We start from the raw sequence: 15,150 nt of genomic DNA, 5'->3' as shown, positions 1-15,150 counted from the left end.
GGAGTCGCTCACTTCCTCGTGCGCAGCGCCGCGAATGCCTCTTCTCGGCCGTCCTTGTAGCTTCCCTCGGACTCGTCCCTGGAGTTCTTGAAGCCGGCCGTTTCGTCCACTCCCTGCTGCCTGGCCCATGCGTCAAGAATCGCCTGCGTGCCTTCCTTGCCTTGCGTGGAATTCCTCGAGTCCTCCGTGCGCGCGGTGAGTTCCGCTGCGCTGCTGACATCCTTGGACCACTCGTAAGTAATCGCATCAACTGTGCGCTGTGCAGCGTCGCCAACCACCGGTATGAAGTTCACGATCCCACCGCCCGCATGGTAGGCATAACGAGCCTGGTCATTGATCTTTCCGACCGCATTATCGCGATTGTCCAGGATCATGTCGGAGCCGATTCCGGTCATCGCCCCCATGGTTTCGCCCACATCACGGGCTCTGATGTTCCAGTCCGCGACTACATCGTTGGTGCGCCCTGAAGGCACGTTTGTGGCACCGGCGAGGTGCTCAGCAGCCTGACCCTTCTGCGCCTCGTAGAGAACGTCGAACACGCGAATGGGGTCACCGTCGGATGTTTCGCCGACAACGCCGTCGGAGATGCCGCGCATCACGCGAATCAGACTGTGCTGGTCGCTGGCAATGTGGGAGTCATTTCCGTTGGCCTTGATCGTGTCCCCGTTCGGGTTGGGGGATTCGCCGCTGAGGATCTGGAAGACGTCTCCCGCGTACGAGTTCATGGTGCGGCCCAGCGGGACCTTGAGGTTCTCCGGAACCTCGTCTCCCTTGCTTTCCCGATCAAGGATCTTGATGGTTTCGTGCAGGATCGCTGCCTGTGCCTCGCTGTGCGGGCCCGCGACCACTGGGGAACCAGCCACGCGGCCGGTGGCGCCAGCCTCCAAGGCTGCTGCGAAGCCGACTCGCGCGTCGCCGTCCTCCACAGGGCTGCCGTGTGCGACACGGGACGTCTCGACCTTCGTCCATTCCGAGTACTCGGGGACGATGCCCTTCCAATCACGCTCTTTGAGGAGGTAGTTGAGCGCCGACTTCTCGACCTGCTCCTTGGTTGAGCCGGGATCGAGGAACTTGGTGGCGTCATCCGGGTGCTTGCTCAGCAGACCGAGAGCGCTGTCCAGCGGGTCGTTCACGAACCACGAGGCGTTCTTCTCGTTGTACTGCTGGCTGATGTCCCAGATATTGCCCTTGCTGGCCTTCTCGGCCGCGTAGATGTCCTCGGTCAGACCTCGGACGAAGGAGCCGTCGTAACCCTTGGCATCGCCGTGCTCCATGATGCCCATCAGGACCTGGTAGCCGAGAACCTTGCCGTCCGAACCCTTGGCGGGCGTGCCGGAACCTGCGGGACCGTCGTATTCGGCCACGCCGAACTTCCGCATGTCCTCACGCCACTGCTTCTGGAATCCCGCGTCCTTCGTCGCGGTGGCGATGGAATTGGCGATGCCGCCCTTGATGGACTCGTACGACTTCTTGTTGTCGGCGTCCTGGAAGTACGCGAGACGGTCGAGCTGGGTACCGAGCTTGATGGTGCCCTCAGTGCCGAGCCCGTTGAGGAACGTCTTGCTGAACTCCTGGTTCTTCGCGTTGTCCCGCAGGGAGCGGTTGAACTCGGCGAGATCCGCGGAAGAGACGTTCTCGCCGCCGGCGAGCCTTGTTCCGATCTCCGCGGTGTTGCGGGCCTCGTAGACCTCGACATCGCCCTGGGCCTTGCCGTTGAACCCCACGCCGTAGGTTTCGTCGTTCTTGCCGCCGTGTTCGTCGCGGACGGCCGCCTCAAGGGCGAGCTTCACACCGGCGTCCGCGTCGTCGACCGCCTTTACGTACTTCTTGATCTGCGCCGCCCAGCTCGCGGCAGCGGACCTCGTCGACGCCTGGTAGTCGGGATCGTGATGGTAGGCCCGGCGGACATCGTCAGTGAGCTTGCTCGTGTCGAACTTGACGTTGCCCTCCCCGTCCACCGCCATCCCGTCCTTGACGGCATCCGCGACGAGTGACGTGATCCGGGACTTCAGCTCGGTGAACTGCTGGTGCGCGTCGCGCAACAGGCTCGCGATCGCCTTCGCCTGTGTCTGTGCTGCCCCGTACTCATACTGCGTGGCGGCGAAGTTCACACGTGCGGTCCCGAAGGCCACCCCGCTCCAGCCCGGCTTGGCGCCCTGTACGGCGGCCGAGTAGGCCGACTCCGCCTTCTTGAACTCGGCGGCCATGTCGTCCCACGCCTTGGCGGCGCTGGTGAGCTTGCCGAAGTCCGTTTCCATGATCTTCTTGTACGTGAGTGCCACGTGTTACGCCTCGCCCTTCATCGTCCGAACGATCTCCCCGTGCGCGCGGTGGGCCGACCAGATGCGGCTGGTCCGCCCGTGCCCTATCGTCCTGGTTCCGGCGAGGGCTTCTTCAGGACCTGGAAGTCGTTGTAAAGCCCGAAGTCGTTGTTCTGGAACATCCTCCGGGTCTCCCCGAGGCTGCTCGCCTCCCTGCTCAAGCGGCCCAACAGCATCTTGACCTGGCTGTCCCAGGTCTTCTCGACCTTCTTCAGGCCGGCCGCCGTCTCCCAGCCGGAGAAGGCGGTGACGGCGCTGCTCGTCGCCTCGTCGGCCTTCTTCGCCGCGTTCTTGGTCAGGGTGGTGACCTCGCCGGAGAGCTGATTGCTCGCCGTGCCCTTCTTCTTCGGGTCGGACCCGAAGTCGGCCTCGCCGCCCCCGCCTCCGCCGCCCGCCGGGGCGAGCTGGTTCAGGCGCGTGCCGGAGGACTGGCGTGCGGCCGCCTCACTGCGCAGCTGGGCCCATTCCTCGTCGAATCCCATCGTGTCTCCCCCGTGGTGTGCACCGATCCGGTGGTGTCTTTCTGGACAGCAGTTCTATCAAGGTATCGAAGGGCGAGGTTCGTTGGGCCGGGCCCCGCACGCGATCGGCCGCCCCGTGGCCACCGCCGTATGGTCGTCCCGCCCTGTCGGCACGGGGCGCGGGGGCGCGGGGGTCAGTAACCCCCGGAACGGTGCCAGTAGCCGCTTTCCGCCGTATCCAGGATGTCCCCGAACCTGCTCCCGGAGCTGCTCGGGTCGGGAACGCCGGCGCTCTCCGCGCGGGTGACGAACGCCTGCACCAGGCGCGGCAGGCCGGACCGCTCGGCATCGCGCTCGAGAGCCGCCATGCGCTGCTCCGTTCCCTTCCCGTACCTGGCGGTGATGGCCTCGCCCGACAGCTTGCGGAGGGCTCCGGTGACCCGACCGGACCGGATGGCCACACCTGTGGCCCTGTCCCGCTCCGGCTCACCGGGTGCCCGTTTCGGCGCTGTGGCGAGGTCGGCCTTGCCGAGCGCGGCGATGTCGCTGTCGACCCGGCGGAAGACCGACGCGCGAATCGCGCCGAACGCCTCCTCGTCGGCCGCCAGGGGGCGAAGGAACGCCAGGACGGTCCGGTCGCCGAGGTCGATGTCGTTGGGGGCGGTGGAGTACCTCTCCGCGGAGTAGTCGGCCTGCCCAACAAGGATCTGGAAGACGTCGTCCGTGTAGTACGTCACGGCGTTCGCCATGTTGGCCCGGAGCGCGTCGGGGATGTCGGCCCCCTCTGGTCCCACGTCCTTCGCGAAGGCGTTGACCACCTTCTCGAAGTTCCGGCTCCGCGCTTCCGACCTGCTCCCCGCCCGGCCTCTGGACCCGCCTCTTCGCTGCCATGGTTCGTTCCGGGACGGGCTGCCGGAAGACGTGTGGGGCCCGTTCGGCCGGGCCCCACACCCCTACTACACGCCCGCCGCTACGCGTCCGGCATGCGGCCGAGCTGGATCATCGACGCCCCGCCGCGGCGCGAGACGAAGTAGCCGCGGCCCGGCGGCAGGGGGCGCGGGCGGACCATGCCGAGGAGGTCGCCCTCCTGCGGGTCGCCCGACATGACCACGCCCTGTGCGCCCAGCTCCTTGATGCGCTGCATGAACGCCTCGTACATGGCGCGCGAGGCACCGGCCGTCTGGCGGGCGATGATGAACCGGATGCCGGTGTCCCGCGCGAACGGCAGGTACTCCGCCAGCGGCGCCAGCGGGTTGCCCGCGCTCGTGGAGACGAGGTCGTAGTCGTCGATCACGATGAAGATCTGCGGCCCCGACCACCAACTGCGGTCCCTGAGCTGCTGCGGCGTCACGTTCTCCGGCGGCTGGCGGCGCTCGAACACACCGGCCAGCGCCTCCATGTGCATCTGGAGCGAGTTGCCCATCGGCGCGTACTCCAGGACGTGCTGCTCCGGCAGCGCGCCGAGCAGCGAGCGCCGGTAGTCGCCGACCACCAGCTTCGCCTCGTCCGGCGAGTAGCGCTCCGCGATCTGCTTCGTCAGCAGCCGCAGCAGGTTCGTCTTGCCGGACTCGCTCTCGCCGAAGATCAGGAAGAACGGGTCCGTCTCGAAGTCCACGAACACCGGCTCGAGGTTGGTCTCGTCGATGCCGATCGCCACGCCCTGCCGCGGGAACTCGAAGCCCTTCGGCAGCCGGTCCGCCGGGACCGACCGGGGCAGCAGCCGCACCGCCGGCGCCGACGGACCCGACCAGGCCGACCGTACCGTCTGTACGAACGCCGCCGTGCCCTCCGACAGGTCGCGCGGGTTGCTGGACCCGTCGATCCGCGGAAGCGCGCCCATGAAGTGCAGCTTCTCCGGCACCTGGCCACGGCCCGGCACGCCGGTCGGCACGTTCGCCGCGACCCTGCGGTCGAACTCCGAGTCCATCGTGTCGCCGAGCCGCAGCTCCAGCCGCCCGAGGACCAGGTCCTTCACCGACGCCCGGACCTCCATCCACCGGGTCGTGCTGATCACGACGTGGACGCCGTAGCCCAGACCGCGCGTCACGATGTCCGTGACCATCTCGTCCAGACCCTCGTGGTCGTTGCGGAACGTGCCCCAGCCGTCGATCACCAGGAAGACGTCGCCCCACGGCTCGCCGGGCAGCTCACCCGCGGCGCGCTTGCGCCGGTACGTGGCGATCGAGTCGATGTTGTTGGCCCGGAAGAACTCCTCCCGGCGGTTCAGCACGCCCATCACCTCGGCGACCGTACGGCGGACCCGCTCCGGGTCCAGCCGCGACGCGATGCCGCCGACGTGCGGGAGGTCGGCCAGCGCCGACATGCCGCCGCCGCCGAAGTCAAGCCCGTAGAACTGCACCTCCCACGGCGTGTGGGTCAGCGCGAACGACGAGATCAGCGCCCGCAGCAGCGTGGACTTGCCGGACTGCGGCCCGCCCACCACCATCAGGTGGCCGGCCGCCCCGGAGAAGTCCTGGTACAGCACCTCACGCCGCTGCTCGAACGGCTTGTCGATCAGGCCGAGCGGTACGACGAGGCCGCCGGGCCGCGCGTACTCGGTGGCCGTGAAGCCCCGGTCGGCGGTCGGCGCCAGACCCGGCAGCAGCTGGTCCAGCGGAGGCGCCTGGTCCAGCGGCGGCAGCCACACCTGGTGGGCCGGCACACCCTGTCCCTCCAGCCGGCGCACGATCACATCGAGCACCGTGTCCGCCAGCGCGTCGTCCTCCTCCGGCGCGGCCGACGCGGCCAGCCGCGCCGGATCGGGCGCCGCGTACACGACCGGCACCGGAGCCGCCGTGAACACGGCCGGGCGCCGCTCGATCGGCAGCTGGTCCGCCGACAGCTGCGGGCTGCCCGTGCGGTACGTCCCCGACACGTACGCCGCCTTGAAGCGCACCATCTCGTCCGTACCGAACTTCAGATAGCCCGAACCGGGCACCGACGGCAGGTGGTACGCGTCCGGCACGCCCAGCGCCGTACGCGACTCCGCCGCCGAGAACGTCCGCAGACCGATCCGGTACGACAGGTACGTGTCGAGGCCGCGCAGTCGGCCCTCCTCCAGGCGCTGCGACGCCAGCAGCAGATGCACACCCAGCGAACGGCCGATACGGCCGATCTGGATGAACATGTCGATGAAGTCCGGTTTTGCGGACAGGAGTTCGGAGAACTCGTCGATGACCAGGACCAGCGAGGCCAGCGGCTCCAGCGCCGCGCCCGCCGCCCGGGCCTTCTCGTAGTCGTGGATGTTGGCGTAGTTGCCCGCCGAGCGCAGCAGCTCCTGCCGCCGCTGGAGCTCACCGCGGATCGCGTCGCCCATGCGGTCCACGAGCGTCAGGTCGTCCGCCAGGTTGGTGATGACCGCGGCGACGTGCGGCATCTGCGACATGCCCGCGAAGGTCGCACCGCCCTTGAAGTCCGCGAGGACGAAGTTCAGCGTCTCCGACGAGTGCGTGACCGCCAGGCCCAGCACCAGCGTCCGCAGCAGCTCCGACTTGCCGGAACCGGTCGCGCCCACGCACAGGCCGTGCGGGCCCATGCCCTCCTGCGCGGCCTCCTTCAGGTCCAGCATCACGGGCGAGCCGTCCTCGCCGACGCCGATCGGCACCCGCAGCCGCTCCGCCGTCGAGCGCGGCCGCCAGGTCCGCGCCACGTCCACCGCGGCCGCGTCGCCCAGGTTCAGCAGATCGGTGAAGTCCAGGTTCGCGAGCAGCGGCTCGTCGTCGTCGCCCCCGCCCACGCACAGCGGCGCGAGCTGCCGCGCCAGGGCCTCGGCGGCCTCCGGCGACAGGGTGTCGGGCACACCCTCGTACGCGTACCCCGCACCCGACTGGAGCCGCAGCCGCCCGGGGTGCACGACCACGGACAGCCCACCGCGCGGCTCGTCCAGCTCACCGGCCACCACCTCGATGATGGTGACGCCCTGGAGACCCTCGGGCGCGGCGAACAGCGAGTCGGGCGGGACCATCCCGCCGTCCAGCACCACCACGATGTGCGGCTGGTCCAGCACCGGCTGGCTCTCCCGGCTGAACCGCGGCCGCCCCTCGAGCCGGTTGCGCAGCAGCTGCTCCAGCTCGCCCAGGTCGTCGCCGAACAGCCGCTTCGTGCCGGCGCCGTCCACCTGCCCCGGGACCTGCGTGTGCGGAAGCCACTTCGTCCAGTCCCAGCGCGCCACGGCACCCGGCGCCGCCACGACCGCGACCATCAGGTCCTCGGGGGAGTGCAGGGTCACCAGCTGCGCCACCATCGCGCGGGCCGAGGCGCACGCGGACTCCGGCTCCCCCGACACGGTGACGTGGTAGAAGGCGCGCAGCGACACGGCCATCGGCAGCCCGTCCAGCGAGCCGTGCACCGCCAGGAACTGCTGCATCGCCCCCGCGCACAGCGGCTCCAGCTCGTCCACCGGCGCGGTGTCGGGCGCGACCAGCGGCGTGGCCAGCTGCTGCGCGCCCAGCCCGACCCGCACCTGGCAGAAGTCGTGGTCGCCGACGCGCCGCTCCCACAGCCGCGACCCCTCGGCCACGACCGACCAGAGCTGTTCGGGCGACGGGTGCAGGTAGAGCTGCGCGTCGCGCTGCGCGCGGGCCGTCTTGCGGACCGTACGGCGGGTCTGCGCCAGGTACTTGAGGTAGTCGCGCCGTACGTCGGCCACCTGCCCCTGCGTCCCGCGGCGGTGCCGGACTATCTGCGCGACCACCATGCCGACCGTCGACACCAGCATCAGCACGCCCATGATCCGCATGAACGGCGGCATGTTCGGCATGAAGAAGAAGACGACGGACGACCCCATGCCGAGCATCGGGAGGATCTGCATGAGCATCCCCTCCTGCTGGCCGCGCGGCAGCTCGGGGGGAGGCTCAAGCCTCAGTTCTTCCGTGGGGACTTCCGGCGGAAGCGACCTCGGCGGGCGTTTGACGACGATCTGGCTCACCCGGGCATCATCCCTCGATACGAACGGAAGCCAGCCGGCACATCACACACCGACGCCCCCGCGACAGTTCGACTCGCGACCACCCTCACACACGCGTCCCCGGCCCCCGTACAGGGGGCGGCCGCACCCGGGTCCGCCGGGGACCGGTCCGGCCGGGCACCGGGGCCCGCGCGCGGACCGCCGTACGCCAGGACATCGCCCCGACGGGCCCGGCCCGCCCCAAAGGGCCCCGCCCGTCACGGCGGCCGGGCCGCACGCCGGGGCGTGCCCCGCGCCGGGCGGTCCGGTGCCGGAGGAGGGACCGGGACACGGGCCCGGCGGGTACCCGGCGCGGGCAGCCCCGCGCGAACGGTCCGCGAGCGCCCCCAGCCCCGCGCCGACGGCACCCCGCACCGCGGGAACCGCTTCGCGGGCGGGTGTGGTGGACGGTCACCGTGATGTGCGGACGGCCTTTCCCGGCCGCGGAGTTGCCCCCCGTCCGCCGCGAACGCCCCTCCGCGCGACGGCGATCCTACTTGCAGGCCGCCAAGTCGTCTCCCGGTAGGGTGACGCGCGCACCGTGCGCAACCGCGAATCCAGGGAAAACCAGGGGGTCCAGACACGTGAGTACCAGCGCAGCGACCGGTTTCTGTCGCGTCACCGTCGTGGCGCCGGACAGCCGCATCGATGTGGCCCTTCCCGAGGACATCGCCGTCGCCGACGTCTACCCGGAGATACTCCGGCTCACCGGCCAGACCCAGGCGGTGGCCACCCCCACCGGCTATCACCTCGTACGCCGCGACGGCACCGTCCTCGACGGCGCCCGCACGCTCGTCGCCCAGCAGGTCCTCGACGGTGAGGTGCTCCTCCTGCGGCCCTTCTCGGAGTCGTTGCCCCCGGCCGTCTACGACGACGTGGCCGACGCCGTCGCCTCCGCCGTCACCCGGGACCGCCGCCTGTGGAGCGACGACATGCTGCGCGGCGCCGGACTCGTCGGCGGGGCGCTGCTGCTTCTCCTCATGGGCCTCGTCCTCTGGTACGCCGACCCCGTCCGCCACGACATGCACGGCCTCCCCGGGGTGATCGCGGGCGCCGCCGGTGTGCTGCTCACGGCGTTCGCGGGCGTACGGGCCCGGGTCTACGGCGACCGGTACGGGGCCGTCGCCTTCGGCCTGAGCGCCCTTCCCCTCCTCCTCGTCGCGGGCTCCGGCATCATCGGCCCGGCCGCGGGACAGGGCCCCGGCCGTCTCCAGTTCCTCCTGGGCTGTGTGGCCGTCCTCGTCGCCTCCGTCGTGCTGGTCGCCCTCGCCCCCAGCGGCGACGCCCCCTTCGTGGCGGCCACCTTCCTGGCCGTCGTCGGCACGCTCGCCACGTTCGCCGCGATCCTCACCGACGCGTCCGCCACCGCCACCGCGTCGGTCTGCGCCCCCGTCGCGATCGGCCTCGTCGCGTTCCTGCCCGGCCTGTCCGCACGCTTCGCCCGGCTCCCCATCGGATACGCCGCGCCGCGCACCCCATCGATGGACTTCGACGCGGACGAGCAGCCGGAGGTCCAGCCCGTCGAGGCGGAGCGCATCGCCCTCCAGGCCCGCCGCGGCCACGAGATGCTGCTCGGCCTGGTCGGCGGCTGCGCCGCCGTCGTCGTCGCGAGCGCCGCCGTCCTCGGATTCGCGGGCAACACGTGGGGACAGTGGCTCGCCCTGGCCACCGGACTCGCGATGCTGCTGCGCGCCCGCCTGTTCCGCTACACCTCCCAGGTCGCGTGCGCGCTGGTGGCGGGCCTCGCCGCGATCTGCCTGCTGATCCTGGGGCTCTCCCTCAACCCGCCCGCCGACCTGGTGCGCGAGCTGCTCGTCCACGGAGACCGGGGCGGTCTCAACGTCCGTACGATCTGGCTCACCGCCGCGGTCGCCCTCGGAGTCGCCCTCATCACCGCGATCGGCCTGATCATCCCGAAGAAGGGCATGTCGCCGTTCTGGGGCCGGCTGCTCGACATCGTCGAGGGAGCGGTCCTGCTCTCCCTCGTCCCGCTCTGCCTCGCCGTCCTGGACGTCTACACCGCGGCCCGCTCCCTGACCAGCTAGCCCACCGGGCCCCCGGCCCGCAGAACACCCGGACCCACGCCCCGCAGAACACCCGGGCCCACGCCCGCGGGGCGCCCGGCCCCCCGGCCCCGCAGAACATCCGGACCCGCCCCGGTGCTCGGCCTCCAGCAGGCAGCGGGCCCGGGGCGTCCGCGTGGGCTGGTACGCTGTGTGACGGCCGTTTGTGTACGCGCCCCCGGAGCATCTGGGAGCAGCGCTCATCGAGCCTTCGCCTCCGAGTCACGGAAGTCCCCCTGAGACCAAGACCAGGGGCACTCGCGGGCGCATCGAACACCAAGAGGAGTACCGAGTGTCTCTCGACGCCGCCACGAAGAAGCAGATCATGGCCGAGTTCGGCACCAAGGAGGGCGACACCGGCTCCCCCGAGGTCCAGGTCGCGCTGCTCTCCCGCCGCATCTCGGACCTGACCGAGCACCTCAAGACCCACAAGCACGACCACCACTCCCGCCGTGGTCTGCTGATCCTCGTGGGCCAGCGCCGCCGCCTGCTGCAGTACCTGGCCAAGAAGGACATCCAGCGCTTCCGTGCGCTGGTCGACCGCCTCGGCATCCGCCGCGGTGCGGCCGGCGGCGCCAAGTAAGACGCCGTGAGGGGAGCGGTTCCCGACGACAGGGAGCCGCTCCCTTTGCTGTACGCGGGTGTACCGCACTCGCTGATCGGAATGCGATCCTGGGCCCAGGCTCAGTAACCTGGTCGCACAACGACATAACGAACCGGCCATGACGCCGACCGATCGGGCAATACGTCATGGCACAGAGGAGAGGCCGCCTCGCCGCCGCCGGTCCTCGGTAGTGGCCCCCGGGCCCCATGGGCGCACAAGCCCCAGGGCGCACCCGGGTGCTTCGATCGAAGACCGGCCCGCACACAAGGCGAGTTCTCTCCGCTCCCCGTCCCGCGCCACACGGGCGCCGGGGCGAAAAGACGACAAGCAAATGGAGAAACCGCTGGTGGAGAACGAGACCCACTACGCCGAGGCCGTCATCGACAACGGCTCCTTCGGCACCCGCACCATCCGCTTCGAGACGGGCCGCCTGGCCAAGCAGGCCGCCGGTTCCGCCGTCGCGTACCTGGACGACGACACCATGGTGCTGTCGGCCACCACCGCGTCCAAGAAGCCCAAGGACCAGCTCGACTTCTTCCCCCTGACGGTCGACGTCGAGGAGCGGATGTACGCGGCCGGCAAGATCCCCGGCTCGTTCTTCCGCCGCGAGGGCCGGCCCTCCGAGGACGCGATCCTCACCTGCCGCCTGATCGACCGGCCGCTGCGCCCCTCCTTCGCGAAGGGGCTGCGCAACGAGATCCAGATCGTCGAGACGATCATGGCGCTCAACCCGGACCACCTCTACGACGTGGTCGCGATCAACGCCGCCTCCTGCTCCACGCAGCTGGCCGGCCTGCCCTTCTCCGGCCCCATCGGCGGCACCCGTGTCGCGCTGATCAAGGGCCAGTGGGTCGCCTTCCCGACGCACACCGAGCTCGAGGACGCCGTCTTCGACATGGTCGTCGCGGGCCGCGTCCTGGAGGACGGCGACGTCGCGATCATGATGGTCGAGGCCGAGGCCACCGAGCGGACGATCGAGCTCGTCAAGGGCGGCGCCGAGGCGCCGACCGAGGAGGTCGTCGCCGCCGGTCTCGAGGCCGCGAAGCCGTTCATCAAGGTCCTGTGCAAGGCCCAGTCGGACCTCGCCGCCAAGGCCGCCAAGCCGGTCGGCGAGTTCCCGGTCTTCCTCGACTACCAGGACGACGTCCTGGAGGCGCTCACCGCCGCCGTCAAGACGGAGCTCGCCCAGGCGCTCACCATCGCGGGCAAGCAGGAGCGCGAGAACGAGCTCGACCGCATCAAGGAGATCGCCGCCGAGAAGCTCCTCCCGGCCTTCGAGGGCCGCGAGAAGGAGATCGCCGGTGCGTACCGCGCGCTGACCAAGAAGCTGGTCCGCGAGCGCATCATCAAGGACAAGGTCCGCATCGACGGCCGCGGGCTCACGGACATCCGTACGCTCGCCGCCGAGGTCGAGGCCATCCCGCGCGTGCACGGCTCCGCGCTGTTCGAGCGTGGCGAGACCCAGATCCTGGGCGTCACCACCCTCAACATGCTGCGCATGGAGCAGCAGCTGGACACCCTCTCCCCGGTGACCCGCAAGCGCTACATGCACAACTACAACTTCCCGCCGTACTCCGTCGGCGAGACCGGCCGCGTGGGCTCGCCCAAGCGCCGCGAGATCGGCCACGGCGCGCTCGCCGAGCGCGCGATCGTGCCGGTGCTGCCGTCGCGTGAGGAGTTCCCGTACGCGATCCGCCAGGTGTCCGAGGCCCTCGGCTCCAACGGCTCGACGTCCATGGGCTCGGTCTGCGCCTCCACCATGTCGCTGCTGAACGCCGGTGTGCCGCTCAAGGCCCCCGTCGCCGGCATCGCCATGGGCCTGATCTCCCAGGAGATCGACGGCAAGACGCACTACGTCGCCCTCACCGACATCCTCGGTGCGGAGGACGCCTTCGGCGACATGGACTTCAAGGTCGCCGGTACGAAGGAGTTCGTCACCGCTCTCCAGCTCGACACCAAGCTGGACGGCATCCCGGCCTCCGTCCTGGCCGCGGCCCTCAAGCAGGCCCGCGACGCCCGCCTCCACATCCTCGACGTGATGATGGAAGCGATCGACCGCCCGGACGAGATGTCCCCCAACGCCCCGCGGATCATCACCGTCAAGATCCCCGTGGACAAGATCGGCGAGGTCATCGGCCCCAAGGGCAAGATGATCAACCAGATCCAGGAGGACACCGGCGCCGAGATCACGATCGAGGACGACGGCACGATCTACATCGGTGCCGCCGACGGCCCGGCCGCCGAGGCCGCCCGCGCCACGATCAACGGCATCGCCAACCCGACCATGCCGGAGGTCGGCGAGCGCTACCTGGGTACGGTCGTCAAGACCACCACCTTCGGCGCGTTCGTCTCGCTCCTCCCGGGCAAGGACGGCCTGCTGCACATCTCGCAGATCCGCAAGCTCGCCGGTGGCAAGCGCGTGGAGAACGTCGAGGACGTGCTCGCGGTCGGCTCCAAGGTCCAGGTCGAGATCGCCGAGATCGACCAGCGCGGCAAGCTCTCCCTCATCCCCGTCCTCGCGGACGAGGAGGGCGCCGAGGGCGCTGAGGACGCGAAGGACGACACCGACAAGTGACGTCCCGTAGTCTCCGGACGACGGCCCGCACCTCCTCGGAGGCGCGGGCCGTCGCCCGTACCCAAACGCTTCTCCCCGGCAAGGACGGCATCGGCACGGTCCGCCGCACCACCCTCCCGGGCGGCCTGCGCGTCGTCACCGAGACGCTGCCCTCCGTGCGCTCCGCCACCTTCGGCATCTGGGCGCACGTCGGCTCCCGCGACGAGACGCCCACGCTCAACGGCGCCACGCACTACTTGGAGCACCTCCTCTTCAAGGGCACCCGCGAGCGCAGCGCCCTCGACATCTCCGCAGCGATCGACGCGGTCGGCGGCGAGATGAACGCCTTCACGGCGAAGGAGTACACGTGCTACTACGCGCGCGTGCTCGACACGGACCTGCCGCTCGCCATCGACGTCGTCTGCGACATGCTCACCGGCTCGCTGATCCGGGCCGCGGACGTGGACGCCGAGCGCGGCGTGATCCTCGAAGAGATCGCGATGACCGAGGACGACCCGGGCGACGTCGTGCACGACCTGTTCGCGCAGACGATGTTCGGCGACTCGCCGCTGGGCCGCCCGGTCCTCGGCACGGTCGACACGATCAACGCGCTCACCCGCGACCAGATCGCCCGCTTCTACAAGAAGCACTACGACCCGACGCACCTGGTCGTCGCCGCCGCGGGCAACGTCGACCACGCCACGGTCGTACGCCAGGTCCGCCGCGCCTTCGAGAAGGCGGGCGCCCTGACCCGTACGGACGCCGTCCCCCTCGCCCCGCGCGACGGCCGCCGCGCCATCCGCACGGCAGGCCGCGTCGAGGTCGCCCACCGCAGGACCGAGCAGGCTCACGTCGTGCTCGGCATGCCCGGCCTCGCCCGCACCGACGAGCGCCGCTGGGCCCTGGGCGTCCTCAACACGGCCCTCGGCGGCGGCATGTCGTCGCGCCTCTTCCAGGAGGTCCGCGAGAAGCGCGGCCTGGCCTACAGCGTGTACTCGTACACCTCGGGCTTCGCCGACTGCGGCCTGTTCGGCGTGTACGCGGGTTGCCGCCCCAGCCAGGTCCACGACGTGCTGAGGATCTGCCGCGAGGAACTGGACCGGGTCGCCGCCGACGGCCTGCCGGACGACGAGATCGCCCGCGCCATCGGCCAGCTCTCCGGCTCCACCGTCCTCGGCCTGGAGGACACCGGCGCCCTGATGAACCGCATCGGCAAGAGCGAGCTGTGCTGGGGTGACCAGATGTCCGTGGACGACATGCTGGCCCGCATCGCCGCCGTCACCCCCGACGACGTCCGCGCGGTGGCGTCCGAGCTCCTCGGCCAGCGGCCGTCGCTCGCGGTGATCGGCCCGCTCAAGGACAAGCAGACGGACCGTCTCCACACGGCCGTCTCCTGACCGACCCGCCGCACCCCGTCACTCCCGCCGCACACCCGTAAGGAAGCAAGCATGAGCAAGCTGCGCGTGGCCGTCCTCGGCGCCAAGGGCCGCATCGGCTCCGAGGCGGTACGAGCCGTGGAGGCCGCCGACGACCTGGAACTCGTCGCGGCCCTCGGCCGGGTCGACTCCCTGGACGCGCTCACCGGGAGCGGCGCCCAGGTCGCCGTCGAGCTGACCACCCCCGACTCGGTGATGGACAACCTCGACTTCTGCGTACGCCACGGCATCCACGCCGTCGTCGGCACCACCGGCTGGACCGACGAGCGCCTCGCACGGCTGAAGGGGTGGCTGGACCTGTCCCCGGAGACGGGCGTGCTCATCGCGCCCAACTTCTCCATCGGCGCCGTCCTCACCATGCGGTTCGCCCAGCTCGCCGCGCCGTACTTCGAGTCCGTCGAGGTCGTGGAGCTGCACCATCCGAACAAGGTCGACGCCCCCTCCGGCACGGCCACCCGCACCGCGCAGCTCATCGCCGCCGCCCGCGCCGAGGCCGGCTGCGCCCCGCAGCCCGACGCCACGACCACGGCGCTGGACGGGGCGCGCGGCGCGAACGTGGACGGCGTCCCCGTCCACGCCGTACGCCTCCGCGGGCTCCTCGCCCACCAGGAGGTGCTGCTCGGCGGCGAGGGCGAGACGCTCACCGTCCGCCACGACTCGCTGCACCACAGCAGCTTCATGCCCGGCATCCTGCTGGGCTGCCGCCGCGTCGTCTCCGCTCCGGGCCTCACCTTCGGCCTGGAGCACTTCCTCGACCTCGGCTGAC

General features: G+C 70.4%; 9 protein-coding genes. 5 read left to right on the top strand and 4 right to left on the bottom strand.

Annotated elements, in window-relative coordinates:
• Window positions 1–8: 8 nt before the first annotated feature.
• From J116_RS06265 to J116_RS06250, 4 genes are all read right to left on the bottom strand, one after another.
• Window positions 9–2,282 (bottom strand): hypothetical protein, encoded by a 2,274-nt coding sequence (locus J116_RS06265; RefSeq protein ID WP_023586237.1) that lies wholly within the window; start codon window positions 2,280–2,282, stop codon window positions 9–11.
• Window positions 2,283–2,365: 83 nt separating this feature from the next.
• Window positions 2,366–2,803: a hypothetical protein gene (locus J116_RS06260; protein WP_023586236.1), complete on the bottom strand. Its 438-nt coding sequence runs from the start codon at window positions 2,801–2,803 to the stop codon at window positions 2,366–2,368.
• 173 nt (window positions 2,804–2,976) lie between these two features.
• Window positions 2,977–3,600, bottom strand: a complete 624-nt coding sequence (locus J116_RS06255; RefSeq protein WP_023586235.1) for a hypothetical protein — start codon at window positions 3,598–3,600, stop codon at window positions 2,977–2,979.
• Window positions 3,601–3,752: 152 nt separating this feature from the next.
• The gene (locus tag J116_RS06250; RefSeq protein WP_028963744.1) at window positions 3,753–7,709 is read right to left on the bottom strand and encodes a type VII secretion protein EccC; all 3,957 of its coding nucleotides are present in this window, start codon (window positions 7,707–7,709) and stop codon (window positions 3,753–3,755) included.
• A gap of 602 nt (window positions 7,710–8,311) precedes the next feature.
• Here J116_RS06250 and eccD point away from each other — a divergent pair.
• The 5 genes from eccD (at window position 8,312) to dapB (ending at window position 15,149) form a co-directional block, all read left to right on the top strand.
• Window positions 8,312–9,772 (top strand): type VII secretion integral membrane protein EccD, encoded by a 1,461-nt coding sequence (gene eccD, locus J116_RS06245; RefSeq protein WP_023586233.1) that lies wholly within the window; start codon window positions 8,312–8,314, stop codon window positions 9,770–9,772.
• A gap of 310 nt (window positions 9,773–10,082) precedes the next feature.
• The gene (rpsO, locus tag J116_RS06240; RefSeq protein ID WP_023586232.1) at window positions 10,083–10,373 is read left to right on the top strand and encodes a 30S ribosomal protein S15; all 291 of its coding nucleotides are present in this window, start codon (window positions 10,083–10,085) and stop codon (window positions 10,371–10,373) included.
• A 367-nt stretch (window positions 10,374–10,740) separates the two neighbouring features.
• The gene (locus tag J116_RS06235; protein WP_028963743.1) at window positions 10,741–12,969 is read left to right on the top strand and encodes a polyribonucleotide nucleotidyltransferase; all 2,229 of its coding nucleotides are present in this window, start codon (window positions 10,741–10,743) and stop codon (window positions 12,967–12,969) included.
• Window positions 12,966–14,345 (top strand): M16 family metallopeptidase, encoded by a 1,380-nt coding sequence (locus J116_RS06230; protein ID WP_023586230.1) that lies wholly within the window; start codon window positions 12,966–12,968, stop codon window positions 14,343–14,345. Before J116_RS06235 ends, J116_RS06230 begins: the two co-directional genes overlap by 4 nt.
• 51 nt (window positions 14,346–14,396) lie before the next feature.
• Window positions 14,397–15,149: a 4-hydroxy-tetrahydrodipicolinate reductase gene (gene dapB, locus J116_RS06225; protein ID WP_023586229.1), complete on the top strand. Its 753-nt coding sequence runs from the start codon at window positions 14,397–14,399 to the stop codon at window positions 15,147–15,149.
• Window position 15,150 lies beyond the last annotated feature (1 nt).

Source organism: Streptomyces thermolilacinus SPC6, from assembly GCF_000478605.2.
Lineage (GTDB): Bacteria > Actinomycetota > Actinomycetes > Streptomycetales > Streptomycetaceae > Streptomyces > Streptomyces thermolilacinus.
This window is presented reverse-complemented; position numbering and strand designations above follow the sequence as displayed.

Excerpts from the sequence above, each read along its gene's own strand:
- J116_RS06260 (WP_023586236.1), bottom strand. The coding sequence starts at position 2,803 with ATGGGATTCGACGAGGAATGGGCCCAGCTGCGCAGTGAGGCGGCCGCA.
- dapB (WP_023586229.1), top strand. The coding sequence starts at position 14,397 with ATGAGCAAGCTGCGCGTGGCCGTCCTCGGCGCCAAGGGCCGCATCGGC.